Annotated in this window: 18 protein-coding genes and 1 pseudogene; 11 read left to right on the top strand and 8 right to left on the bottom strand. The window is 36.2% G+C overall.

Going from position 1 to position 24,509, the window contains the following annotated elements:
- The first annotated feature begins 22 nt into the window (after nucleotides 1-22).
- Entirely contained in the window at nucleotides 23-415 is a 393-nt protein-coding gene (locus ACFZP3_RS02490) for a hypothetical protein (RefSeq protein ID WP_264688321.1), read from the top strand.
- Between the two features lies 1 nt (nucleotide 416).
- Here ACFZP3_RS02490 and lpdA read toward each other — a convergent pair whose 3' ends face one another.
- The 6 genes from lpdA to ACFZP3_RS02460 all read right to left on the bottom strand — a co-directional run bounded on the left by lpdA (nucleotide 417) and on the right by ACFZP3_RS02460 (nucleotide 7,530).
- Complete coding sequence (lpdA, locus tag ACFZP3_RS02485) at nucleotides 417-1,802, bottom strand: dihydrolipoyl dehydrogenase (protein ID WP_264736150.1); 1,386 nt, start codon at nucleotides 1,800-1,802, stop codon at nucleotides 417-419.
- An 851-nt stretch (nucleotides 1,803-2,653) separates the two neighbouring features.
- The gene (gyrB, locus tag ACFZP3_RS02480; protein WP_386086783.1) at nucleotides 2,654-5,041 is read right to left on the bottom strand and encodes a DNA topoisomerase (ATP-hydrolyzing) subunit B; all 2,388 of its coding nucleotides are present in this window, start codon (nucleotides 5,039-5,041) and stop codon (nucleotides 2,654-2,656) included.
- 165 nt (nucleotides 5,042-5,206) lie between these two features.
- Nucleotides 5,207-5,437: a hypothetical protein gene (locus ACFZP3_RS02475; protein WP_264688326.1), complete on the bottom strand. Its 231-nt coding sequence runs from the start codon at nucleotides 5,435-5,437 to the stop codon at nucleotides 5,207-5,209.
- Between the two features lie 69 nt (nucleotides 5,438-5,506).
- Nucleotides 5,507-6,115: an SCO family protein gene (locus tag ACFZP3_RS02470; RefSeq protein ID WP_253309508.1), complete on the bottom strand. Its 609-nt coding sequence runs from the start codon at nucleotides 6,113-6,115 to the stop codon at nucleotides 5,507-5,509.
- A gap of 44 nt (nucleotides 6,116-6,159) precedes the next feature.
- Entirely contained in the window at nucleotides 6,160-6,855 is a 696-nt protein-coding gene (dnaQ, locus tag ACFZP3_RS02465) for a DNA polymerase III subunit epsilon (protein ID WP_253309507.1), read from the bottom strand.
- A gap of 24 nt (nucleotides 6,856-6,879) precedes the next feature.
- Nucleotides 6,880-7,530 (bottom strand): Tim44/TimA family putative adaptor protein, encoded by a 651-nt coding sequence (locus ACFZP3_RS02460; protein ID WP_264688327.1) that lies wholly within the window; start codon nucleotides 7,528-7,530, stop codon nucleotides 6,880-6,882.
- A 164-nt stretch (nucleotides 7,531-7,694) separates the two neighbouring features.
- Here ACFZP3_RS02460 and secB point away from each other — a divergent pair, with 164 nt between their 5' ends.
- From secB to ACFZP3_RS02440, 4 genes and pseudogenes are all read left to right on the top strand, one after another.
- Nucleotides 7,695-8,198: a protein-export chaperone SecB gene (gene secB / locus ACFZP3_RS02455; protein ID WP_253309505.1), complete on the top strand. Its 504-nt coding sequence runs from the start codon at nucleotides 7,695-7,697 to the stop codon at nucleotides 8,196-8,198.
- A 14-nt stretch (nucleotides 8,199-8,212) separates the two neighbouring features.
- A complete protein-coding gene (gene acnA, locus ACFZP3_RS02450; RefSeq protein WP_386086782.1) occupies nucleotides 8,213-10,798 on the top strand; it encodes an aconitate hydratase AcnA in 2,586 nt (861 codons plus the stop codon).
- 118 nt (nucleotides 10,799-10,916) lie between these two features.
- A complete protein-coding gene (gene putA, locus ACFZP3_RS02445; RefSeq protein ID WP_386086781.1) occupies nucleotides 10,917-14,057 on the top strand; it encodes a bifunctional proline dehydrogenase/L-glutamate gamma-semialdehyde dehydrogenase PutA in 3,141 nt (1,046 codons plus the stop codon).
- Nucleotides 14,058-14,660: 603 nt separating this feature from the next.
- Nucleotides 14,661-15,676, top strand: a pseudogene (locus ACFZP3_RS02440) (IS110 family transposase).
- A 531-nt stretch (nucleotides 15,677-16,207) separates the two neighbouring features.
- On the opposite strand, the gene ACFZP3_RS02435 reads toward ACFZP3_RS02440, so the two are convergent.
- Entirely contained in the window at nucleotides 16,208-16,426 is a 219-nt protein-coding gene (locus tag ACFZP3_RS02435) for a hypothetical protein (protein WP_309166896.1), read from the bottom strand.
- Nucleotides 16,427-16,939: 513 nt separating this feature from the next.
- On the opposite strand from ACFZP3_RS02435, the gene ACFZP3_RS02430 reads away from it, so the two are divergent.
- From ACFZP3_RS02430 to hemB, 6 genes are all read left to right on the top strand, one after another.
- The gene (locus ACFZP3_RS02430; protein ID WP_386087104.1) at nucleotides 16,940-17,590 is read left to right on the top strand and encodes a protocatechuate 3,4-dioxygenase; all 651 of its coding nucleotides are present in this window, start codon (nucleotides 16,940-16,942) and stop codon (nucleotides 17,588-17,590) included.
- Nucleotides 17,591-17,686: 96 nt separating this feature from the next.
- Nucleotides 17,687-19,189, top strand: a complete 1,503-nt coding sequence (locus ACFZP3_RS02425) for a leucyl aminopeptidase (RefSeq protein ID WP_386086780.1) — start codon at nucleotides 17,687-17,689, stop codon at nucleotides 19,187-19,189.
- A 245-nt stretch (nucleotides 19,190-19,434) separates the two neighbouring features.
- Entirely contained in the window at nucleotides 19,435-19,647 is a 213-nt protein-coding gene (locus ACFZP3_RS02420) for a hypothetical protein (protein ID WP_006015760.1), read from the top strand.
- Nucleotides 19,648-19,652: 5 nt separating this feature from the next.
- The gene (gene nuoG, locus ACFZP3_RS02415; protein ID WP_265016757.1) at nucleotides 19,653-21,701 is read left to right on the top strand and encodes an NADH-quinone oxidoreductase subunit NuoG; all 2,049 of its coding nucleotides are present in this window, start codon (nucleotides 19,653-19,655) and stop codon (nucleotides 21,699-21,701) included.
- The gene (gene nuoH / locus ACFZP3_RS02410; RefSeq protein ID WP_264687804.1) at nucleotides 21,685-22,710 is read left to right on the top strand and encodes an NADH-quinone oxidoreductase subunit NuoH; all 1,026 of its coding nucleotides are present in this window, start codon (nucleotides 21,685-21,687) and stop codon (nucleotides 22,708-22,710) included. Before nuoG ends, nuoH begins: the two co-directional genes overlap by 17 nt.
- Nucleotides 22,703-23,701: a porphobilinogen synthase gene (gene hemB, locus ACFZP3_RS02405; RefSeq protein ID WP_386086779.1), complete on the top strand. Its 999-nt coding sequence runs from the start codon at nucleotides 22,703-22,705 to the stop codon at nucleotides 23,699-23,701. Before nuoH ends, hemB begins: the two co-directional genes overlap by 8 nt.
- 32 nt (nucleotides 23,702-23,733) lie before the next feature.
- On the opposite strand, the gene ACFZP3_RS02400 is transcribed toward hemB, so the two are convergent.
- A complete protein-coding gene (locus tag ACFZP3_RS02400; RefSeq protein WP_386086778.1) occupies nucleotides 23,734-24,474 on the bottom strand; it encodes a zinc ribbon domain-containing protein in 741 nt (246 codons plus the stop codon).
- Between the last annotated feature and the right edge of the window lie 35 nt (nucleotides 24,475-24,509).

Raw genomic sequence — 24,509 nt, 5'->3', positions numbered from 1 at the left:
ACGTAGAATTTTATTAAGCTTTATGATAGTTGAGTTAAAAATGCCTAAAAGTAATAGTAAAAAAGAACCTAATGAGAAAAATAAACCTCAAGAACAAAGAGAAGGCAGAAGCGGAGGTTTTTTAGAACTGCTAAAAAATATAATAAAAATTCTTTTCAATTCGGTTGTTGACCTACCTGAGCACGAGCAGCATAATAAAATGAAAAGCACTAATCTACAACAAGGTTTGGATACTAAAGGAAAAGGCCCAGAAGATCTTCATCCAAAGGCAAAGCTTAAAGTTAAAGAAGCAGCTAAGGGATTGAAAGAAGAGTTACAGAATTCTGATGCTGGTGGTAATCAATCTATTGAAACTAAAGTGCCTAATCAAACTACTACCCAAGACATTGACAACTCTAAAACGATGGAACGTTAGTTCAACTATTTAACGACTCATCATCTGCAGCAAGCACTGATTCGTGTATCATCTCTGAAATGGTTGGATGAGGAAAAATCGTAGATTTTATGTCGAAGTCTGTTCCTTCTAGTTGCTTTGCAAGAGCAAAATTGCTAATTAACTCCGTTACTTCTGCACCTATCATGTGGCTACCCAGAAGTTCGCCTGTCTTTTTGTCTATAATTGTTTTCACTAACCCTTCAGTTTCACTGAGTGCAATAGACTTACCATTAAAGTTAGAGTGAAATTTTCCTATTTTTACATCATACCCACCTCTTATTGCCTGTTCCTCAGTAAGGCCGATGCTCGCTATTTGTGGATGAGAATAAGTGCAATTTGGTATGCATTCTTTTTTTAACGCATGAGCACTTTTACCAGCAATCTTTTCAACGCAGATCACAGCTTCATGGCTCGCTTTATGTGCTAAACATGGTGGGCCAGCTACATCACCTATTGCATACACATTTGATTCACTAGTTTCATACCATTCATTCATTTCAATAAAACCAGAAGGGCTTAATTTAATTTTTGTATTTTCTAAACCTATATTTTCAATATTTGCTTGAATTCCAACCGCAACAATCACCCTATCAAATTCTTTGCTCTCGCCACTACTTAGTAGCACTTGAGCAGAGTCTTTACTTTTAGTAAGAGCTTTTACGCTACTGTTTGTATATATTTTTATCCCCTGTTTTGTGAATATTTCTTCTGCTAGGCCTGAAATGTCTTTATCTTCCAGCGGCAAAATAGTGCTCTTTATCTCTATGATTGTTACATCAACCCCCAAAGTACTATAAAAACTTGCAAATTCTATTCCAATTGCACCAGACCCTATGATTAGTAGTGATTTTGGTAATCTCTCTGGAGTCATAGCGTGCTGCGCATTCCATATTAAATCTCCATCTGCCTCTATTCCAGGCAGATTCCGTGCTCTCACGCCTGTTGCTAAAATGATATGTTTGGAAACAATTTCTTGTTCTTCCTTATCGCCAGCAACTTTTATAGTACTATTGCCTGCAAGTTTACCAAAGCCTTGATGAACTTTGATGTTATTTTTTTTCATCAAATATGCAACACCGCTTGACAATTTATCAACAACGTTTCTTGAGTATTTCACTATTGATTGTATATCAAAACTCGCTCCCTTTACTTCTATACCAAACTCTTTTGATCTTTTTATTAGCCTATAAACCTCAGATGCTCTAAGTAGTGATTTTGTTGGTATACATCCCCAATTTAAGCATATACCGCCTAAATTTTTTTCTTTTTCTACAATTGCAGTTTTAAACCCAAGCTGTGCCGCCCTAATTGCTGCTATATAACCACCAGGACCGCTACCTATAACCGTAATATCATACTCATTCATCAGTTTTCTTCGTATTCAAAAAGATTATATATAACAGATGGAACCCGTATGATCAATATTCAGGTAGCTGACAACATAGAAACGAAAAAACTTGCTTGACAAACTCCGCCAGCCCCCTTATCATGACAATAAGGGTATTTATGACTCAAAACTTGTTTTTGACCTGCAGGCTCAATGACAAAATTCAGTAAAAAACTCAGGTATTTATTGGCGGATTACATAAAATTATAGCGGCTGCATGTCTTTTTTATTTTTTCTACATTCAGCCAAATCGCGCTTATTTTAAGCGTTAGAACATTATTACAGCGCCACTTACAGTAATATAGAGTCAAAACTCGCACCACGGGGCTTCTTTTGCCTTTTTTTCCATTTGGTAAATTTCTTAATGTTTATAGCTAAAGTAACTTAAGAGACCGAAAATGGTGTCATTCCAGCGCGTGACGCTGGAATCTAGTCTTTATTATGCAGCCACTTATTTAAAGTTAAGTTTTCTGGATCCAAGTAGTCAAGCTACTCGGATGACACCTTGACAATCGTCATCCTGCTACGTGTTAGCGGATGAGATACCGCGAATGAATCGCTGTATGACGTAGGATTGCTGTCATCCCGCTGCTTGTTAGCGGGATCTATGTGAGATACCGCGGCGGTATGACGGTTCGCGGTGGCATGACGATAACCTCGTCATCCCGCTACGTGTTAGCGGATGAGATACCACGAATGAATCGCGGTATGACGTAGAAGCTATACTTTTATACTCACCAACTCAGTATCCAATCTGGATCCAAGTGTCAGCTACTTGAATGACACAGTTTTTGCTTAAACCCGTAACGTTCGTACATTTTGCTAAAAGTTCAAATATCAACATCATGCACGTTGAGTGCATTACTATTAATAAAATCACGGCGTGGTTCAACTATATCACCCATTAATATTGAAAATATGGAATCAGCTTCTTCACAATCTCTTATTTCAACCTTCAATAAAGTTCTAGCCTCAGGATTTAACGTAGTATCCCATAGCTGATCAGCATTCATTTCACCAAGACCTTTAAATCTCTGCAGAGTTAAACCTTTTTTACCATAGTCCATTATTATTTTTGCAAGCGTACTTGGAGAAGTGATTTTTATTTCAGTTTCTTGTGACTTTAAAAATGAATCACCATTAAATAAATTACTTATACCATCAAGCAAACTTAATATGTTTTGCATATCTTTGCCTTCAAGCATACTAAGTGCAAATATATATTTGTCTGCCAATCCTTGAAATAATTTAGAGATGTGAATTTCTTTTTCTTCATCCTTTATTTCTACTTCCCAAGTATATTCACTGTACATTAATTTTAAATACTTTAATATCTCATCAGCCGATGATAGAGCATTCTTTTTGCTTAAAATTAGCAATGACTCTAAGAGATTTTGTGGTATTTCTCTATCATAATTTTTGCTAATATTAGAAATGCTAACGCATTTATTCAAAATAAGGCGCAAGTCGTTAAATTCTGTAGCTGTACCACTTAGTGTTAATCTTTTAACTGCTGAGTTTATTATATACTCTTCAAAAGTTTCGTCATCTTTAATATAAGTGTCTTTAGCATTCTTTGTAACTTTATAAAGGGGTGGCTGTGCTATGTATAAGTAGCCTTTTTCAATAACTTCACGCATATGTCTAAAAAAGAAAGTTAGAATCAAAGTTCTTATATGTGAACCATCAACATCTGCATCTGTCATGATGATAATTTTATGATATCTAGCTTTTTCAATATTGAAGTGTTCACTCCCTATTCCAGCACCAATTGCAGTAATTAAAGAGCCTATTTCTGCAGATGAAAAAATACGATCTAAACTTACACGTTCTACGTTTAGAATTTTTCCTCTTAAGGCAAGCACTGCTTGTGTTTTACGATTACGCCCCTGCTTTGCAGTACCACCTGCTGAATTACCCTCTACTATAAATAATTCCGATAACTCAGGGGCTTTTTCCTGGCAATCAGCAAGCTTTCCTGGCAGAGTTGCAATATCAATATTGTTTTTGCTTTTAACTAACTCTCGTGCTTTTCTTGCGGCTTCTCTTCCTTTTGCTGATCTGATTGCTCTTTCTACTATACTTGCTGCCAATTTGGGATCAGTTTCAAGGATTGTGCTCAATTTATCAGAAACTATGCTCTCCACAACTGTACGCGCTTCAGAACTAACTAGTTTATCTTTTGTTTGTGAAGAAAACTTAGGATCAGGCATCTTGAGAGATAAAACACAAGTTAAACCTTCTCTAACGTCCTCTCCAGTTAAATTTACTTTTGCTTTCTTTAAAAACCCTTCATTAGTTGCATAGTTATTGATACATCTAGTTAGTGCAGATCTAAATCCTGCCAAATGCGTACCACCATCTCGTTGCCTTATATTATTCGTGAAGCATAACATATGTTCATAGTAGGAATCATTCCATTCCATCGATATTTCCAAGCTGATGCCAAGATCTTCTGCATCTCCTTTCATACTGGCAATTTTAGTTACATGTGTCTTATTCTTATCTAAGTACCGCACAAAATTCGCTGTACCAAAATTGTCTTTAGATTGATTGCTCTGATTGAAATGAGATTCTGTATATGGTTCATTGCGCAGATCACGTAAAGTAATGTCGATATTTGAATTTAAAAATGCTAATTCTCTTATACGACTTTCAAGCGTTGAGTAACTGAAATTAATGCCATTAAAAGTCTCTGTTGATGGCATGAACATGACTTTAGTTCCTCTTTTGTTTGTATTTTCGTTGACTACCTTTAAAGGTTCAATAGACTCACCATCTTCAAAGCGCATAAAGTGTTCTTTCTTATTGCGCCAAATAGTTAATTCCAACCAGCTTGATAATGCATTCACAACTGAGATTCCAACACCATGTAATCCCCCAGAAACTTTATAGGTATTACTGTCAAATTTACCACCAGCATGGAGTTGAGTCATTATTACCTCTGCTGCTGATATTCCTTCTTCTTCATGAAGGTCAGTTGGAATGCCACGACCATTATCAGTTACAGATACTGAACCATCTTTATTTATGCTAACTTCAATTTTATCACAATATCCAGCTAAAGATTCATCTATTGCATTGTCAACAACCTCATATACCATGTGGTGCAAGCCAGATCCATCGTCAGTGTCACCAATGTACATACCTGGACGTTTCCTTACAGCATCAAGACCCCTTAAGATTTTTATTGCATCGGCATTATAACTATTTTCCATTAGATTGCTTCGTTTATGAATGTTAATTAATATTACATCCAGATATACTAGTTAGCAACATTTTTAAACTGATAACCCATGTTAAAAGCACAACTTTACGAATGCTTATTTTTGAAGACAGCAAATAGTGTCATTCCAATGCGTCTTCCATAACTGTACGAACATTCATTTTTGAAGGTAAATTGCACAACAGATGATGTCATTCCTGTCTGGAATCCAGAAATTTTGCTTATAACTGAGCTGATGAGCTAAAGGTAGTTGTCTTACGCTAAAACAAACGTTTTTAATTAAGTTGCATAGAAGCTGGATCCCAGTGTCTGGGCACTGGGATGACACCTCACTGGTGGGAATTGCTCCCAAACTACAACGTTCGTACAGTTGTGTATGTCTTCCCATGGAGATTGCTCTCAAATCATAATGCTCATGCAGTTGCGTGCTCGACTAATTAACAGAAAAATCTATAATTCAGTTTACGTATTTCCTTATCTCAGCCAAAATCTTATCAGATTGACTTTCGTCTGAATTTAAATCAGCTGCAAAGTGTGTAACATATTTTCCTCCAGGGCCAATAAGATATATTATCGAAGAATGGTTGATTTCTTCTTCTCCGTCTACTTTGCTTGCATATACTTTATATTTCGCAACTACTTCGTCTATTTTTTCTCTTTCACCAGTTAACATTTGTATTCTATGGTCAAATTGCTGCTGAAATTCTTTAAGTCTTTCCGTGCTATCGCGCTCAGGATCAACTGTGATGAAGAATGTTTGTAGCTTGTTGTTAGTTTTCTCATCTAACTTTGCAAGTGTTTCTGAAATTATCCCAAGGTTCATAGGACAAATTCTTTTACATGAGGAAAATCCAAAGAAAATCATCATGTATTTATCTTTAAAATCACTACTGCGCAGAATCTGTCCGTCCTGATTAATTAAAGAAAAATCTCCGCCTATCTTAACTTCCGCGTTGTGAATCGCTGCCGGGGCAAATATGCCTTTTTTAGTGAAATAACAATAACCTAAAAAAACAACTGCTAATGCTGCTAGCACATTAGATAACAATCTTATAAACCTTACCATTAGAATGCTCTCAGTAAAATCAAATTGTATCTTTATTGGTTAACCTATTCAATATATTTATCCCAAAGTGTATTGTTAATTTTGTCTAACAGTTTCTTATGTTCATCAATTTCTTCACTATTTGGTGAATGTTCTCTGGGAGTTAGATTACGCACTTTATGCTGAACGAATGTAGAGTTACTGTCCTGATTGCATTCATTATCAAACAGAAAGGTTTGTAACCCTCCTGTAAGTTCAACATATACCTTTGCAAGCAATTGAGCATCAACTAGTGCTCCGTGCAATTCTCTATTCTCTAGCGATATATCAAAACGCTTACATAATGCATTCAAAGAAGCAGGTGATCCTACGAATTTTTTCCTCGCAAGAGGTAATGTATCTAGCACTCTATCTGAGGAAATTAACCCAGCATTCAGCTTGCTTAACTCCATGTTAAGGAACTTAACATCGAATTCAGCGTTGTGAATTACCAAAATATCATTAGATATAAAGTCAAGAAATTCAAGTGCAACATCTGAGAATAATGGTTTATCTTCTAAAAATTCTTCACTAATACCGTGAATCTTAAACGAGTGATAAGGTATATCTCTTTCTGGGTTAAGGTACCGATGGAGTACTTTACCTGTTGGAATACGATTAATTAATTCCACACACCCTATTTCAATAATTCGATGACCAGATCCAGTGTCAAGACCTGTCGTTTCAGTGTCAAGTACTATTTCGCGCAGCTTGCTTTCCATGGTTAACTCTAAATAAAACTAATCTTACTTGTCATTTGTCTTATCGTTATTTGTCTTTTTATAGTTAATAGAAACAAGCAACCAGCTTGGGTCTGATGAATTAACATTTTTTTTGAATTGCCATACATCCTCAACTTTATTAATGGTGGATGTGCTACCTGATATTATATTTTCTGAGCTATCTTTAATAAAGTTAATTTGCTCTGAAAGGAAATATACTGCAATAAACACTGTGTTTTTTACTAGCTTTATTTCTAAAATCTTTTGTGAAACGATAGAAACAATTATAGACTCGTGCACCTCTTTACGATGTTTAATCTTCTCTGCAAAATTATCATATAAGTCTTTATCGAGAAGTGGTTTTAACTGAGACAAATTTCCTTGATTGAAATACTTTATTATTAATTCAAAAGCTATGCTTGAACCTTCTATAAAGTGGGAAATAGAAAAATCTTTGTTTTTTTTTAATATTTGTTCATAAGTAACTTTTATTGAATTTTCATCGTTGCTATCAATGTAACCCTCAATGTTTTCTACTACATCTTCTTTACTTCGGCTTACATCCAACACACTAGTTAGCTTTTTTAGATTGAGATTGGCTGACCTTCCTAAAGAATTATACAAACGTGAAAAAATGAACGCCGCTAATAAAGTATATATTACAAGCTCTATCATAGTAACTCAACTCCTTGGCATATAAAGTATCCGAACATTATTAATTATTAATGAAAATATGTTTTTCATATCAACTTATAATCAGGTTTGCTATTCGTTTGTAAATGAATATATTATATAAGAAAGTATTAAATATCTCAACTTAATTAAAGGAGACGTAAGAAATGCCACAACAAAAAATGAGAATTCACGGTCAATATGTTAAAGATCTATCGTTTGAGAATCCGAATTCGCCATTCCTTTCTTCAAATAAAGCTCCCGATATTAATGTAATGGTTAATATCAATTCAGCGAAATTAGAAGGAATGGAAAACAAAGAAGGAGTAAATGAAGAAAAATCTTTCCATGAAATTACTTTACATATAGAAGTCAGAGCAACGATAAAAGATGAAGGTATAAAAGATGGCGTAGCTTTCATTTGTGAGACAAAATATTGTGGCATTTTTTCAATAGAAAATTTTAAAGAGTTGAGTGAGGAAGAGGTAAGACAAGCTTTGTTTATTGGCGGACCTACTTTTCTTTTCCCTTTTGCAAGAGAAATAATTGCAAGAGTTACAAGTAGTGGTGGATTTCCCCCACTAATGCTAGATCCCATAGATTTTGAAACTATGTACGAGCAGCAAAGTCAACAACAAAGAAGTAACGGTAGTAATTCCAATTTTAACTAATATGATGTAACCTGATGAATAATTCTTTAAACGCAAAAACGACTTTAAACATTGACGGGAAGTCATACAACTATTTTAGCCTAAATAGTGCTAGTGAATTTTTAGGAATAGATGTAACTAAATTGCCCTGCTCACTTAAGGTTCTGCTTGAAAATTTATTGCGCAATGAAGATGGAGTAAACGTAAAGCTGGATGATATAAAAATACTAGCAAGTTGCGTTAATAAACACGCTAATCATGAAATTAGCTACAAGCCAGCAAGGGTGTTGATGCAAGATTTTACAGGGGTTCCTGCTGTCGTCGATTTAGCTTCTATGCGGAGTTATGTCAAGAAAAATGGAGGCGATCCAAGCAGCATAAATCCGTCTGTGCCCGTTGATCTTGTGATCGACCATTCTGTTCAAGTAGATAGTTATGGAAGTGTTTCCGCATTCAGTAAGAATGTTGAGCTAGAAGTAAAAAGAAATTTGGAGAGATATCAATTCTTAAAGTGGGGAGAATCATCCTTCACAAATTTTAGAGTAGTACCGCCAGGTACTGGAATTTGCCACCAAGTGAATCTTGAGTATTTAGCGCAAGTTGTATGTAATAAGGATGGGGTTTTGTATCCTGATACTTTGGTTGGTACGGATAGCCATACTACGATGGTTAACGGGTTATCAGTCCTTGGTTGGGGTGTTGGAGGCATAGAAGCTGAGTCTGTGATGCTTGGTCAACCAATTAGTATGGTGATTCCAGAAGTAGTTGGATTTAAATTAATTGGCAGACTGCCGGAAGGAGTAACTGCGACTGATTTAGTGCTGACGGTTACCAATATCCTAAGAACAAAGGGTGTTGTTGGTACGTTTGTAGAATTTTATGGTGATGGTTTAGATTATTTATCTTTGGCAGATAGGGCAACTATAGCAAACATGGCCCCAGAGTATGGCGCAACTTGTGGATTTTTTCCAATTGATCAGAAAACGCTAGATTATTTAAGCTTAACCGGAAGGCCAGAAAAGCTAGTTGAGGCTTATGCGAAAGAGCAAGGATTGTGGCGTGGCAATAATGAGTTAGCATTTTTTGACATACTAGAGCTTGATTTATCAAGCGTGAAGCCAGTAATGGCTGGTCCCAAAAGACCACAAGATAAGGTTTTTCTTTCACAAGTGGCAGAGTCTTTTTCTAAATCATTTTCAGTTAACGAATTAAAGGAAAGTGATAAGCTTCAAGATGGAAGTGTAGTTATTGCAGCAATAACAAGCTGCACTAACACCTCAAATCCAAGTGTAATGATTGCTGCAGGTCTTGTAGCTCGTAATGCAATTAAACTTGGATTAAAATCAAAGCCTTGGGTTAAAACTTCTCTTGCTCCAGGGTCACAAGTTGTAACAGAATATTTAGAAAAGTCTGGATTGCAGGTAGATCTAAATGCTTTGGGTTTTAATCTAGTTGGATATGGTTGCACAACTTGCATTGGGAATTCTGGTCCACTTAATAAAGATATAGAAGATGGCATTAAAAACAAAAATTTAACTGTTGCTGCAGTTTTATCCGGTAATCGTAACTTTGAAGGAAGAATTCATCCGTTAGTCAAAGCTAATTACTTGGCATCTCCTCCACTTGTTGTTGCATATGCACTTGCTGGTACTGTGCAAACTGATTTGACAAAAGATTCAATATGCAAAGATAAGAATGGAAATGATGTCTATCTCAAAGATATATGGCCAACAAACAATGAAATCGAAGATTGTGTTAAAAATGTGGTAACACGTGAGATGTTTATACAAAAGTATAAGGATGTTTTTTCTGGTGATGAACATTGGCGAAAGATAAAGTGTGAAAAAAGTGAAATCTATAATTGGGATGCAAACAGCACTTACATACAAGATCCGCCCTATTTTGATAATTTATCACCTAAAAATAATAAAGATAAAACAATCGATATAAAAGGTGCACAAATATTGGCAATATTTGGCGATAGCGTAACCACTGATCACATTTCCCCTGCTGGAAATATTGCCTCAAGTAGTCCTGCAGGTATATATTTAAAAAATCTTGGAATTGAGCCACAGGACTTTAATTCGTATGGGTCTCGTCGTGGTAACCACAATGTAATGATGCGTGGGACTTTTGCTAACATTAGAATAAAAAATGAAATGGTAAGCATCGAAGGCGGCTATACAAAATATATTCCTTCTCAAGAAACTATGTCGATTTTTGATGCAGCAATGCGCTACAAGGAAACTCTCATCATTGTGGCAGGAAAGGAGTATGGCACAGGTTCAAGTAGGGATTGGGCAGCAAAAGGTACTTTATTGTTGGGGATTAAAGTTGTAATTGCAGAAAGCTTTGAGCGTATACATAGGTCCAACTTGGTCGGCATGGGTGTTCTTCCACTTATATTCCAAAATGGAATAACCAGAAAGATATTTGATGGTAGTGAGGTAATAAGCATAAAAGGTGAAATAGTGCCAGGTGGAAATCTAGAATGTATCATCAAAAGAAAGGATAATTCAAAGCAATCAATTCAACTCAAATGCTGTGTACAAACCGCAACTGAGATTAAATACTTAATGCATGGCGGAGTGTTAAGCTACATACTTGCACAATCCTTTTAAAGTTATTGCATGGACTTCTTTTAGCCAGCCCTGATCCCTTTATAAATAACAATTTGCTCTGTGCAAAGTTATGATATAATTTTACCTTACATATAGTAAAGGTGTTTTATAAATAATTATGATTACCTCTATACAAGAACCTAACGAATTGAGAAAACGTTTACAAGGATTTTATCGTGCTGATGAGAAAAGTTATGTACGCCGCCTTATAGAAAAAACAGAGCTTTCAGCTGATTCAAAAAGTAGAATTTATAATATTGCAAAACAAGTTATTGAAAAAATCAAACACAATAAATTAAGTATTGTAGATTCCTTTATGCAGCAATACTCGCTTTCCAATGATGAAGGAATAGCATTGATGTGCCTTGCTGAATCGCTACTTAGAATACCAGATGATTATACAATAGACGAAATAATCAAAGATAAAATTGCCAATCAGGAATGGAATAAATATTTAGGGCACTCTTCTTCGTTGTTTGTCAATGCTTCCACATGGAGCTTGATGATAGGTAGCAGTATATTGAGAGATAATGAAGGCGATTCGAAGTTCTATTACGCAATTTCTAAGTTACTTAAGAATTTAGGAGAACCGATCATTCGCAAAGCAGTAAAACAAGCAATGTCTATGCTTGGTAATCATTTTGTTGTTGGAGAAACCACAGAAGAAGCTTTAAGGTATGCAAAACTAGATGACAATAGTAAGTTTTTATACTCTTTTGATATGCTTGGCGAAGCTGCTCACACAGCTGAAGATGCAGAAGAGTATTTTAATTCATACATGCACTCAATAAAAGCTATAGGTGAATCCACTGAAATAAATGATTGTTTTAAATCGCATGGAATTTCAATCAAATTGTCTGCGTTACATCCACGTTATGAATTTGGTCAATTCGATAATATAGCTGAAGAGTTGAGAGCTAAACTGCTAGAGCTTTGTCATGAAGCAAAAAAATACAACATTTCATTATGCATAGATGCAGAAGAAACAGAAAGGCTTGAAATGTCCTTAATCTTGTTTGAACAATTACGGCTTGATGAATCACTTTCTGAGTGGGAAGGGCTTGGCTTGGCTGTACAAGCATATCAAAAACGTGCTTTATCTGTTCTTGACTTTGTAGAGGATGTTGCTATTCGATCAAATCATAAAATTATGGTCAGACTTGTAAAAGGTGCATATTGGGATTCAGAAATCAAGCGTACGCAAGAATTGGGATTAAATGATTACTCAGTATTTACAAGAAAAAGCTATACTGACGTATCTTACCTCGCGTGCGCACAGAAACTTTTGAGTAAACCAAACAGCTTTTACCCATGCTTTGGAACTCATAACGCCTATACTTTTGCTTCTATCATGGAACTTGCTGATAAAAACCACCCTGGATTTGAATTTCAACGCTTACATGGAATGGCAAAAGACTTATATGATTATGCAATGTCAGAGCTTGCAACAAATGTTAGCTGTCGTGTCTACGCACCCGTTGGGGAACATAGTGACTTGTTGCCTTATCTTATAAGATGCCTTCTTGAAAATGGAGCTAATAGTTCATTTGTTAATCAAATAAATGATTCTAACGTTAAAATTGATGAGTTAATTTCAGATCCACTGGAAAAAGCTATAAATTTTAATTATGAACCTCATCCAGGCATTCCGTTACCACAAGATATTTTGGGACCAGAAAGAAAAAATTCTTTGGGAATGGATATTAGTGACTCGGTGATAGTCTCACAATTTGCAGATGATATAAAGAGCTTTAGTGAAAAAAAATGGCAAGTTGGGCCGATAATTGACGGACAGTCACTTTTTGATGATGCCAAATTTACTGAAGTGGTGAATCCTGCACATTTAGAAAATGTAATTGAAGAAGTGTCAAATACAACAAGTGCTCAAGTTTTAAACGCTCTTGAAATAGCACATAATGCTTTTACTGAATGGCAGAATGTTTCAGCAGAAAAGCGCGCTAAATGCCTTGAAAAAGCTGCAGATTTGCTTGAAGAAAGGATGAAAGAGTTGATTTACATTCTGATCGTAGAAGCAGGAAAAATTTTATCTGATGCAATAGCGGAAGTAAGAGAGGCAGTGGATTTCTTACGTTACTACGCAACGATAGCAAAAAATGAACTGAGCGACTGGAAAAAATTGCCAGGTCCAACGGGTGAAGATAACTTCATCTTTTTTGAAGGCAGAGGAGTTTTCCTGTGTATATCACCATGGAATTTTCCACTTGCTATCTTCATTGGGCAGGTTTCAGCTGCACTTGCAGCAGGTAATGCGGTGCTGGCAAAACCGGCAGAGCAAACGCCGATTATTGCCTACGAAGCTGTTAAGATACTACATGAAGCTGGGATACCAAAAAATGTGTTACACCTCATTCCTGGGGATGGTGGATATTTAGGCAAAATATTAGTTCCAGACAATAGAATTGCTGGAGTAGCTTTTACTGGCTCAACACAAACTGCTCAAATAATTAATAAAATGCTTGCGGATAGGGATGGTCCTATTGTACCGCTTATTGCTGAAACAGGAGGGCTCAATGCTATGATTGTTGATAGCTCCGCTCTCTTAGAGCAAGTGACTACAGATGTTGTACTTTCTGCGTTTCGCAGTGCCGGCCAACGCTGTTCTGCACTTAGAGTGCTGTTTATTCAAGAGGACATAGCAGAGAAGCAGATAAAAATGATATGTGGTGCAGCGCAAGAACTCAAGATTGGTGACCCAATACAACTTAGTACTGATATTGGTCCAATAATTGACAAAGCATCTATCGATATGCTAACTCAACATACGCAAAAAATGTCAGAGGACGAAGATTCAAATCTGTTATTTAAAGTACCCATGGATACAAATTCTCATAATGGTTATTTCTTTCCTCCATATATTTATGAGATACAAAAAATTTCGCAATTAAAGCAAGAAGTATTTGGTCCTATTTTGCATATCATACGTTTTAACAAGTCACAATTAAATGAAGTTATAAGTGATATAAACAATACAGGATATGGGCTTACATTTTCTTTGCAGAGCCGTATACAAAATCAGATCGATTTAATAAGCAAAAAAATATCAGTTGGAAATGTCTACATCAACCGTAACCAGATAGGTGCAGCAGTTGGGATACAACCATTTGGTGGTAGAGGACTATCTGGCACTGGGCCAAAAGCTGGTGGTCCTCATTATTTACAGCGTTTTTCTACAGAAAAAGTTGTAAGTGTTAACACTACAGCATTCGGTGGTAACACTACACTTATGTGTTTGGATTAATTTGCGGGCCCTAATTTTTCTCCTATCTTACCCCTAAACTAGACGTTCGTGCAGACAGCGCTAAAATCAGAAAAGGACCAGTTCATGCACTAGACTTCTTGCATAACCTAAACTAAGCAGAAAAAAGGTGTCATCCGAGTAGGCCCTTCGGTTTCATCTCAGTGCCTCTATGATGTCATCCCAGTGCCCTGACTACTTGGATCCAGGAAAAAGAATGATGTCATGAAAGTAGCCCCTATGATGTCATTCCAGTGCTCCTTTCTCGTCATCCCAGTAGCCTCCTTTTTTTGTCATCCCAATACCCCCCTCTTGTCATCCCAGTGCCCAGACACTGGGATCTCATTTTACTTTATGATAATGTCATGAAAGTAGCCTCCTTCTTGTATCTTGTCAAAAGCATCTAATGTTTTAAGCTTAAGCATTAGGTGGAGAAGGGAGGAACTCTGTGCTTCTTCTTAGATATAAAATCTGTAGAGGAGATAAGAATTCCCTTCTCAAAAGTATAGGCTGGAAGGTATCGTAGAAAGACCTGAATGGTTCTAATTCTGTATTCACAAGACTAGCCTTACTTTTCATTTTTAATGGTAACGTATGGGGTTATATATGATCAACAACTTTTTGGGCATAGATATATCAAAAGATCGCTTTGATGTTTTTCTCTCATTTATAAGCAAAAAAGGAAAGCGTGAAACTAGAAAAAGAAGCTTTAAGAACGATGGTTTCAAAGTCTACTGAATTTTCTACACAAACATAATGTAGAAAAAGTAAAAACCTGCATGGAATCTACTGGTTGTTATAGCGAAGCACTGGCTGAATTTCTACACAATGCTGGACATTTTGTAAGTGTTGTAAATCCTTATTGCATAAAATCTTATGCAAGGAGTAAGCTGATACGACAAAAGAATGATCAGACCGATGCAGAAGTTATTGCTGATTATTGCCAAAGACAGGAACCTTCTAGTTGGACACCACCTTCTCCTGAAATGAAAAAATTAAAACATCTTTATCGTTGCTCAGTTGCGTTAAAAGATGAGTTAACATTAGTAAATAACCACTTAGAAAAAAAAGAGAGACTGCCTAAAGAAGTTGCAAATGCTTGGGAAGACCTTGCAATGAATATAGCTCAAAAAATAGAAACAATAAAAAACTCCGTACGTGAACTATTAAATCAACACAAAGAATTGTTGGAAAATTTTCAACTTCTATTGACTATTCCAGGCATAGGAGAAGAATCAGCAATAGCTATTTTAGCTGAAGTTTCTGATATAGAGGTTTTTAGAGATGCCAGGCAATTGGCAGCATATACAGGAGTTATACCACGAAATATGACGTCAGGTTCCTCTGTATATGCCAAACCCAGATTAAGTAAATCCGGTTCACAAACATTACGTAAGGCACTTTTCTTTCCTGCCATAGTAGCTAAGAATCACAATCCTATCATTATGAGCTTTTGCCAAAGATTAAAGGAAAAGGGTAAGCATAATATGGCCATCGTTGGTGCTGCAATGCATAAGCTACTCCATATCATTTTCGGTATTCTGACATCCAAAAGTGCTTTTGATCCTAACCATATCAAAAACTACAGGGCTAGGAGGTTGACTGAAGGTTTAGTACTTTAAAATCAAAAATGCTTCCTATCTATCTTATGTAAAGTGGTATCTTACACAAATTTATTGAATGTTGTTGGTTAGTGGATATGTTGATAAGTAAACTTCATCTGTTTTGTGCGTATAAAACTAATTTACTTATCAACATATCCACTAACTATAATCTGTGTACTGTTACACAATTGGAAGTATTTTTTGATTTTATGATGCAACTTGGGAAATTTTTATAATTTTTTTGTTGACTAACAAGACGGTATCTCCTGTCATCCAGCCCTTCCATCCAAGACGGTGTCATTCCAGTGCCCAGACACTGGAATGGCTTTGTTGCATCGCTAGCTATGATGGATTAAAGATAAAAAAAGATGGAGAATATCAGTAGCTTATTATTCTGGTATTTATAACAAGAACGGTCAGTGAATACCTAAATTTGAGTAAAAGAAATTTCACTACCACTCACTAATCCGGCTAAAATTCAAGAATTTCAATGCTTTAGCTATTTTCAATAGAATTAAGTTTATTAATATAAATAATAAATTACTATTCTTAAATTTGATCAGATTGATTGCAAAAAAACAAGATTTTCAATAGGTTGCTTATAATCCTAGCTATAGTTAGCCTTTCATAAGTAGCGATGCAACAAAGCCCACTGGAATCCAGAAAACTTAACTTTATACCAGGTAATAAGAACTGGATCCCAGTGTCTGGGCACTGGGATGACAAGAGAAGGTACTGGAATGACGGTTGTCGTTTAGCTATAAACATTAAGAAATTTACCAAATGAAAAAAAAGGCAAAAGAAGCCCCGTGGTTGGCTAATTACTTACATTATACTTTCAAGTATGGCGTTTTTTTATTCTAAACGCTTAATAACCGCGATTCAGCTGCTTTTAAACCGCAACTAATCTAAATTATAAACGTTAAGAAATTTACTAAACAGAAAAAAAGGCAAAAGAAACCCTAGGGTAGCTAGTTATTCACTATCCATTTTTTAAGTTGGCGTTTTTTGATGTTTTAAATGCTTTATAAGCGTATTTCAGCTTGTGTAGGTAAAAACCTAGAAATTTGATAAAGACATAAGGTGCACATAGTGCAAAAAATTAAACATGAGACGCCAAATACGTTGAGTTTTTTTGTCATTTAATCTGTACAGAGAAGATAAATAAATAGCTTCATTTTCGTGATAAGGGGGCTGGCGAAGCTTGTAAAGTAATTTTTTCGTTTCTATTCCCAATAAAAGTTTGTTATATGGTTATGCAAGAAGTCTATTGTGAATGAAATGAATGTGAAAAATATCTTATTAGCGTTTTTAGTACAAACGGTATTCAGTTTGCCGCTATTTGCAGCTGATCCTGTTTTGCTCAACTGCATTGAAACTCCAGAAATATATGACCTTGATGCAAGGCCAAAAAATTTTAGCTCTTCAAACAATTTAAGAAGGAAAGCTGGTTCTCCAAATAGTGCAATAGGAGAATTAATACACATAGTGGGTAGAATTACTGATATAAACTGTTTACCAATACAAAATGCTGTAGTTTCTATATGGCACGCGAATTCACGCGGCGTGAACCATTACGATGAGAATATAGAGGATAATCAACTCGATCCGAATTTTGCTGGATCAGGAAGGTTTGTAGTGAATAATCTTGGCTATTATAATTTTATTACGATAGCACCTGGTAAAATTGGTAAGAGAGCTCCACATATTAACTTTCTAGTTCAACATCCAGATTTTCCAGAATTCACAACGCAAATGTTTTTTGCTGACCATAATTGCGATAATTGTGCTGATCCTGTTCTTGGAGATTTTGTTAGTAATGGGCTTGCAAGCCTTCTCATAACACCATTTACTTACAGTGATCAGGTCATAAAAACCTATACGTTTAACATTACCTTGGGTGGATATAATAAGTTCTCTAATAAAAGATAAAAACCCTTGCATGTAAGGTAGTCCATAGTAAACTTGAATGTTATTGTACTTAGGATGTATATGAAAAATATCTTACTGATGTTTTTGCTATGTTTTATGTACAGTTTACAATTATTTGCAACGGAGATGCCAGCAATGAAAATAACAATTTCTAAAATTTCGCCCGATTTTAAAACAATAGTAATGGGTTTATTTGAGGACAACGAAACCGTAAATGATGGCGGAGTTTTGCAAGGAAAACAGATCATAGATAATATAAAGCAATTTAGCGATTTTAATGGAAGCTTTGGTGAATTTTCTTCTACCATTTTACCAGAAGGAAAAAACGTTGTAGTTGTTGGACTTGGTAAGAAGGATGAATGGAATGAAAATAAAGAATTAAATATTGGTGGTAAAATATATTGTGAGCTAAGCAGATTAAAAATTAAGAAAGCAGCGATTTTAATCGAAGGTAGTGCAGCAAATGTTGCATATGGTGCGTTTCTGCGTAGTTTTAAGTTTGATAAGTATAAAACTAAAAAGGATGAGAAAATTACAGAGGTAGAGGAAATTACCGTATTAGTAAAAGATGAGCAATTAAGTAATGCTGAAAGATCATTTGAGCACTTAAGGCAAGAAGGTGAGAGTATATTCCTTGCGCGCTCTTTTATAACAGAGCCTCCTAACATTCTATATCCAGAATCCTATGCTGATCATATAAAAAAAGAGCTTACTAAGCTTGGTCTTGAAATCGAAGTGCTTGATAAAAAGCAGATGGAAGAGAAAAAAATGGGAGCCTTGCTTGGAGTCGCACAAGGAAGTAGTAAAGAACCAAAATTAGTAGTGATAAAATGGAATGGGGCTTCTAAAGAACAAAAGCCAATAGCTTTTGTTGGTAAAGGTATAACGTTTGACACTGGTGGAGTATCACTCAAACCTTCACGTGGTATGGAGTCGATGAAATATGACATGGCAGGCTCTGCTGCTGTAGTTGGGGTGATGCATGCTTTAGCAGGACGAAAAGCAAAATTAAATGCAATCGGCGTGGTTGCACTTGCAGAGAATGCAGTGGGTGGTAATGCTCAAAGGCCGAGTGATGTAGTAACTTCAATGTCTGGACAGACGATAGAAGTGTTGAACACCGATGCAGAAGGAAGGCTCATACTTGCAGATGCTTTATGGTATACGCAAGACAGATTCTCACCAAAATTTATGATTGATCTTGCAACTTTAACTGGTGCTATAGTGGTTGCACTTGGAAATAACGAATATGCTGGTCTTTTTTCAAATAATGATGAATTAGCAAACCGTCTGATTGATGCAGGAAATGAAGTAAGTGAGAAGTTATGGCGTTTTCCTATGAATGAAACTTATGACAAAATTATTGATTCACCGATTGCTGATGTTCAAAACATCGCTCCTGCAGGCTCTGGTGGAGATAGCATAATGGCTGCACAGTTTTTACAGCGTTTTGTGAATGAAACTTGCTGGGCACATTTAGATATCGCAGGCACTGCTTGGTACGAAAAAGGTACTGACATTTGTCCAAGAGGAGCAGTAGGTTTTGGTGTAAGGTTACTTAATAAGTTGGTTAAAAAGTACTACGAAGCCAATGATTAAAGGTCTTTATACTGGATTTATGGCTTGACTCACAGCTACATGAACGTTTATTTTCGAGGCGCAGCAAATGAAAGTAGCTGATGCATATTTCTTTTTTTCTGGTCAAGCACTGGAATGATATCAAGGAGTAACTTTTTATTTAAACAATGATTATAATAAGAGATCTATTGAAATTTTAAAGTTATTAAATATTGACGCTATATACTTAAGTGTTAAAATAGAATGAAAAGTTTTTAGGAGTTTATATGGCAGTAGGTGGGAAAGCAAAGACAGCTAGTAAAAATAACCCTACTCAGCGTAAGAAGGCCGAGCAAAAAATGTATAAAGATAAACCGGTAAAACCTGTTAGATATATAGATCGTGACTCGCGCATGAATTATATGTCTGCTCAATATGATAACGGCAATCTGGTTGAAGATGAGGTAAGCGGCAATCCTATAAAGTGGGAAGCTGTATAATAGTTGTGGTTAAAGTTACTATTAATTCTAAGGAATGTGAAGTAGAGCATGGGCTCACTATAATTCAAGCTTGTGAAGTCGTGGGCGTTGAAATTCCACGTTTTTGCTATCATGAGCGTTTAGCAATTGCTGGTAACTGCAGAATGTGTTTGGTTGAAGTTGAGGGTGGGCCTCCAAAACCAGTAGCCTCTTGTGCAATGCCAGTTGCAGAAGGGATGGTTATTCACACTGATACCCCTAAGGTTAAAAAAGCACGTGAAGGTGTGCTTGAGTTTTTGCTAATTAACCACCCGCTTGATTGCCCAATTTGCGATCAAGGTGGTGAATGCGATTTGCAAGATATCACGATGGCTTATGGGAAAGGAACCAGCAGACTTGATGAGCATAAGAGGGCTGTGCCAAAAAAACACTTCGGACCACTGATTGAGACTGCGATGAATCGATGCATTCATTGCACTCGGTGTGTTAGATTTTTGTCTGATGTTGCAGGTACAAATGAACTTGGAGGAATCGGAAGGGGAGAAAATGTAGAGATTAGCACTTACATAAAAAGGCATATTAGTTCTGAATTATCTGGAAATATCATAGATCTCTGCCCGGTAGGGGCTTTAACTTCAAAGCCTTACTCCTTTACAGCGCGTCCATGGGAGCTATCACATTGTGAGACTATAGATGTGCTAGATGCTGTGGGAAGTAGCATTAGAGTTGATTATCGTGGCCTGGAAGTTATGCGAATATTACCAAGACTGAGCGAAGAGGTAAATGAAGAATGGATATCAGATAAAACCCGCTTTGCCTATGATGGACTAAAAGTTCAGCGTCTTGATCAACCTTATGTAAAAAAAGATGGTAAATTAGCCCCAGTTGATTGGAATGAAGCATTAACTATTGCTGCAAAGAAATTAAAGAATACAAAATCAAATAAAATAGCTGCAATTGCAGGTGATTTAGCAGATTGTGAGTCTATGCTTCTACTCAAAGAAGTGATGCAGAAGCTCGGCTCGGGGAATATAGACTGCAGGCAAGATGGTGCAAAGCTTATACCAAGTAATCGCGGATCTTATGTGTTCAATACCACTACCCAGGGTATAGAGAATGCAGATTTGTGTCTGCTTATAAATACAAATCCAAGGATAGAAGCACCGATCATTAATGTAAGATTGAGAAAGAGATATTTACAGGGCAACTTTCCTATTGCAAGTGTTGGTCCTAACATTGAATATTTGTATCATGTTGAGAAATTGGGCGATAATCCTGATATTTTGAGTGAAATAGCAAATGGAAATCATAAATTCTGTGAGCTGCTGGTAGCCGCCCAAAACCCTATGCTGATCATTGGTCAAGATGCATTAATAAGAGATGATTCTGAATCAATTCTAATTCTAGCTGGCAAAATTGCAGAAAAATTTAACATGATCAGAGATGATTGGAATGGCTTTAATGTGCTGCATAAAGCTGCAGCAAGAGTCGGTGGTCTGGACGTTGAGTTTGTTCCTGAAAAAGGTGGAAAAGACACTAATCAGATACTGGAAAATGCAGAAAGTGGTGACATAGAAGTGGTTTATCTTCTTGGTGCAGATGAAATTGATACATCAAAATTAGAAAATACATTTGTAATTTATCAAGGTCATCACGGTGATAAGGGTGCACATGTGGCAGATGTTATCTTGCCTGGTGCTGCATATACAGAAAAATATGCAACTTATGTAAACACTGAAGGTCGAGTGCAAAGAACAAATTTAGCTGTATTCCCACCTGGTGAAGCAAAGGAGGATTGGTTAATTATTAAAAATCTTTCACAATATTTAGACCTTTCTTTACCGTATGATAGTTTATTTGATGTGAGAAAAAAATTAGATACTATCGGTCCACAGTTTAGAAATGCCGATCAAGTGGTAAAAAACACATGGGTGCCAATTAGCAATGATGGGATAAGCTTAAGTAATACACCTTTCACTTTAAAGGAGTGTAATTTTTATATGACGGATTCAATAAGTCGCGCTTCAAAAATAATGGCAGATTGTACTAAAGCTTTTTATGAACACGCTAGTTAATATTTTATTTATTTTAGTACCGCTACTACTTTCAGTTGCGTACTTGGTATACTTTGAGCGTAAGGTTATTGGTGCAATTCAACTGAGACACGGCCCAAGTGTAGTTGGACCTTTTGGGCTATTGCAGCCATTTGCAGATGCTATTAAGCTACTGATTAAAGAGCCGATAATACCATTTAGAGCGAGCACCATACTGTTCATTATGGCTCCAATGCTTACCTTTATCTTGGCATTAATTGCCTGGGCAGTTATACCGTTTGGTGCTGAAGTAATTGTAGAAAATGGCCAGCAAGTAGTGATTCCTAAGGTTATAGCAAATATTAATGTTGGAGTGCTTTATGTGCTAGCTATATCGTCGCTGGGAGTATACGGCGTAATTATTGCAGGCTGGTCAAGCAATTCTAATTATGCATTTCTTGGCGCTATACGGTCGGCTGCTCAGATGATTTCATATGAAGTTTCAATAGGCTTAATAGTTGCTACAGTTGTTGTTACAACTGGTACGTTGAACCTTGGAGAGATGGTGGTAGCGAAACACAACATGCCATTTTGGGTTGATTTGCTACTAATGCCTATAGGAATAATATTTTTTATTTCTTTGCTTGCAGAAACTAATCGTCACCCATTTGATTTACCAGAAGCTGAAGCAGAGCTTGTCTCTGGATATAACGTTGAATATTCATCCATGCCTTTTGCCCTCTTTTTTCTTGGAGAATATGCAAATATGATTCTAGCAAGTGCTATGATGACGATATTCTTTCTAGGAGGATGGTATCCGCCGCTGGAGTTCAGTTTACTTTACAAAATTCCAGGTTTGATTTGGTTCGTTTTGAAGATAGTTATACTTTTGTTCGTATTTATTTGGATTAGAGCAACAATACCTCGTTATCGATATGATCAGCTAATGCGTCTTGGTTGGAAAGTGTTTCTGCCAATATCGGTGCTTTGGGTGGTACTCATTTCAGGAGTGTTGCTCTTTACTGGGAATTTACCTGGGTCCAATGTTTAATTTTCCAAATACAAGATTAAGGCGCAGGCGCTCGAGCAAATGGGTTCGCAATTTAACAAGTGAAAATAGTCTATCAGTAAATGATCTGGTTCTTCCTCTGTTTGTTCACGACAGAAAAGAAACAACTGAACCAATTTCTGGCTTACCAGGCGTAAAGTGTTATTCAATAGATGGATTAGTGTCTATAGTTAAGGAAGCTAAAGATTTAGGAATTAATGCTGTTGCAATTTTTCCTGTAGTTGATAGTAAACTAAAATCTGAAAACGCTGAGGGAGCATATAATTCTGACAACTTAATCTGCAAAGCAATCCGTGCTGTAAAATTAAAGGTACCTGAAATTGGTATTATTGCAGACGTTGCACTGGATACATACACTATTCATGGCCATGACGGCATTTTAAAAGATAATCAGATGGATGTAGAAAACGATGAAACTATATCAGTACTGTGTAAGCAAGCACTTGCTTTAGCGAAGGCAGGATGTGATATAGTTGCTCCTTCTGATATGATGGATGGTAGAATAGGAAGAATCAGAAAATCATTAGATGATAATAACTTTCAAGACGTATTAATATTATCTTATGCGGTGAAATATTGCTCTAGCTTCTATGCTCCATTCAGGCAAGTCGTTGGTTCATGTGGGCTATCACATTCTATAGACAAAAGTGGTTATCAAATGGATTATAAAAATGCGCACGAAGCAATGTGCGAAATTGAAATGGATATAAATGAAGGTGCAGATTTTATTATGATTAAACCAGGTATGCCATATTTGGATATTATCAAAACAGCAAGTGATAAGTTTAATTTTCCGATTTTTGCTTACCAAGTAAGCGGTGAGTACGCAATGATAAAAGCTGCTGCAAATAATGGCTGGCTAGATTATGACAAGGTGATTTATGAATCTTTGATTGGTTTCAAACGTGCGGGTGCAAGTGCAATATTCACTTACGCTGCACTTGATGTTGCAAAAAATTTGGTATCCGTTTAGCAGTGTGGCTAAAAGGCACGTCTGTGCAAACATTATGATTTAGAAAAATCCAAGTAGCATGAAAATGCAAAACCTACTTGACAAACTCCGCCAGCCCCCTTATCATGACGTCCAGTACAATGTTGCAAATTAAAAATCTCTCCATCCTGTGCTGGTTCTTCGATTCTAAACGCCACTTCTACCTGGTCATAACCAATCTGAATTCGTTCTACTAATGCTTTAATGATGCCACGCTTAGTTTGCCAATCTAGCTGTTCCAAATTAGATTTTACACTGGAATAAAGACTCTTTATACTGTTGATGATAAGGTTCATTCCCTTCTCTATTGCTTTTTGATCAACTACCTTTTTCTTCTCTTCTTCTATCCCTCTTAAGCGTTCCCTCATTCTTTTCATCGTCTGTTTAAATTCTTCCTCACTTATATATCCTTTATCTCCTACATTTTCTTGACTATAATAGTCTTCCATTAACTTTTCGATGCCTTGTTTTATTTGATTTTCCCTTCTTGCAAGCTTCTTATCTGATGATTCATCATTTTTATTTTCTGCAATTCTACGGTGATACTCATTTTTTATTATCTCTGGGTTTTTTAGTAAATTTTTCACCTTTTCCCATATAGCTGTTTCTAACATATCTGTACGGACCAATTTATTAGTACACTTCTCCCTACCATCAGTAATACGTATAGTACTACTACAGCGATAATAGCTAAACTTTTTTCCCTCAACTCCACATTGTGCACCACTATACGCATATCCACAGTTTTGACACACAACTAGACCTTATAATAGATATTTCTTTTTTCCTC

Source organism: Wolbachia endosymbiont (group A) of Norellia spinipes, from assembly GCF_964273535.1.
Note: the sequence above shows the minus strand (reverse complement) of the source record. Positions and strands in the feature narration are given on the sequence as shown.

Bases quoted from the DNA above. Each gene is read 5' to 3' on its own strand.
- ACFZP3_RS02490 (WP_264688321.1), top strand. From the start codon at position 23: ATGATAGTTGAGTTAAAAATGCCTAAAAGTAATAGTAAAAAAGAACCT.
- lpdA (WP_264736150.1), bottom strand. From the start codon at position 1,802: ATGAATGAGTATGATATTACGGTTATAGGTAGCGGTCCTGGTGGTTAT.
- gyrB (WP_386086783.1), bottom strand. From the start codon at position 5,041: ATGGAAAATAGTTATAATGCCGATGCAATAAAAATCTTAAGGGGTCTT.
- ACFZP3_RS02475 (WP_264688326.1), bottom strand. From the start codon at position 5,437: ATGGGAAGACATACACAACTGTACGAACGTTGTAGTTTGGGAGCAATT.
- ACFZP3_RS02470 (WP_253309508.1), bottom strand. From the start codon at position 6,115: ATGGTAAGGTTTATAAGATTGTTATCTAATGTGCTAGCAGCATTAGCA.
- dnaQ (WP_253309507.1), bottom strand. From the start codon at position 6,855: ATGGAAAGCAAGCTGCGCGAAATAGTACTTGACACTGAAACGACAGGT.
- ACFZP3_RS02460 (WP_264688327.1), bottom strand. From the start codon at position 7,530: ATGATAGAGCTTGTAATATATACTTTATTAGCGGCGTTCATTTTTTCA.
- secB (WP_253309505.1), top strand. From the start codon at position 7,695: ATGCCACAACAAAAAATGAGAATTCACGGTCAATATGTTAAAGATCTA.
- acnA (WP_386086782.1), top strand. From the start codon at position 8,213: ATGAATAATTCTTTAAACGCAAAAACGACTTTAAACATTGACGGGAAG.
- putA (WP_386086781.1), top strand. From the start codon at position 10,917: ATGATTACCTCTATACAAGAACCTAACGAATTGAGAAAACGTTTACAA.
- ACFZP3_RS02435 (WP_309166896.1), bottom strand. From the start codon at position 16,426: ATGTTTATAGCTAAACGACAACCGTCATTCCAGTACCTTCTCTTGTCA.
- ACFZP3_RS02430 (WP_386087104.1), top strand. From the start codon at position 16,940: ATGAATGTGAAAAATATCTTATTAGCGTTTTTAGTACAAACGGTATTC.
- ACFZP3_RS02425 (WP_386086780.1), top strand. From the start codon at position 17,687: ATGTACAGTTTACAATTATTTGCAACGGAGATGCCAGCAATGAAAATA.
- ACFZP3_RS02420 (WP_006015760.1), top strand. From the start codon at position 19,435: ATGGCAGTAGGTGGGAAAGCAAAGACAGCTAGTAAAAATAACCCTACT.
- nuoH (WP_264687804.1), top strand. From the start codon at position 21,685: ATGAACACGCTAGTTAATATTTTATTTATTTTAGTACCGCTACTACTT.
- hemB (WP_386086779.1), top strand. From the start codon at position 22,703: ATGTTTAATTTTCCAAATACAAGATTAAGGCGCAGGCGCTCGAGCAAA.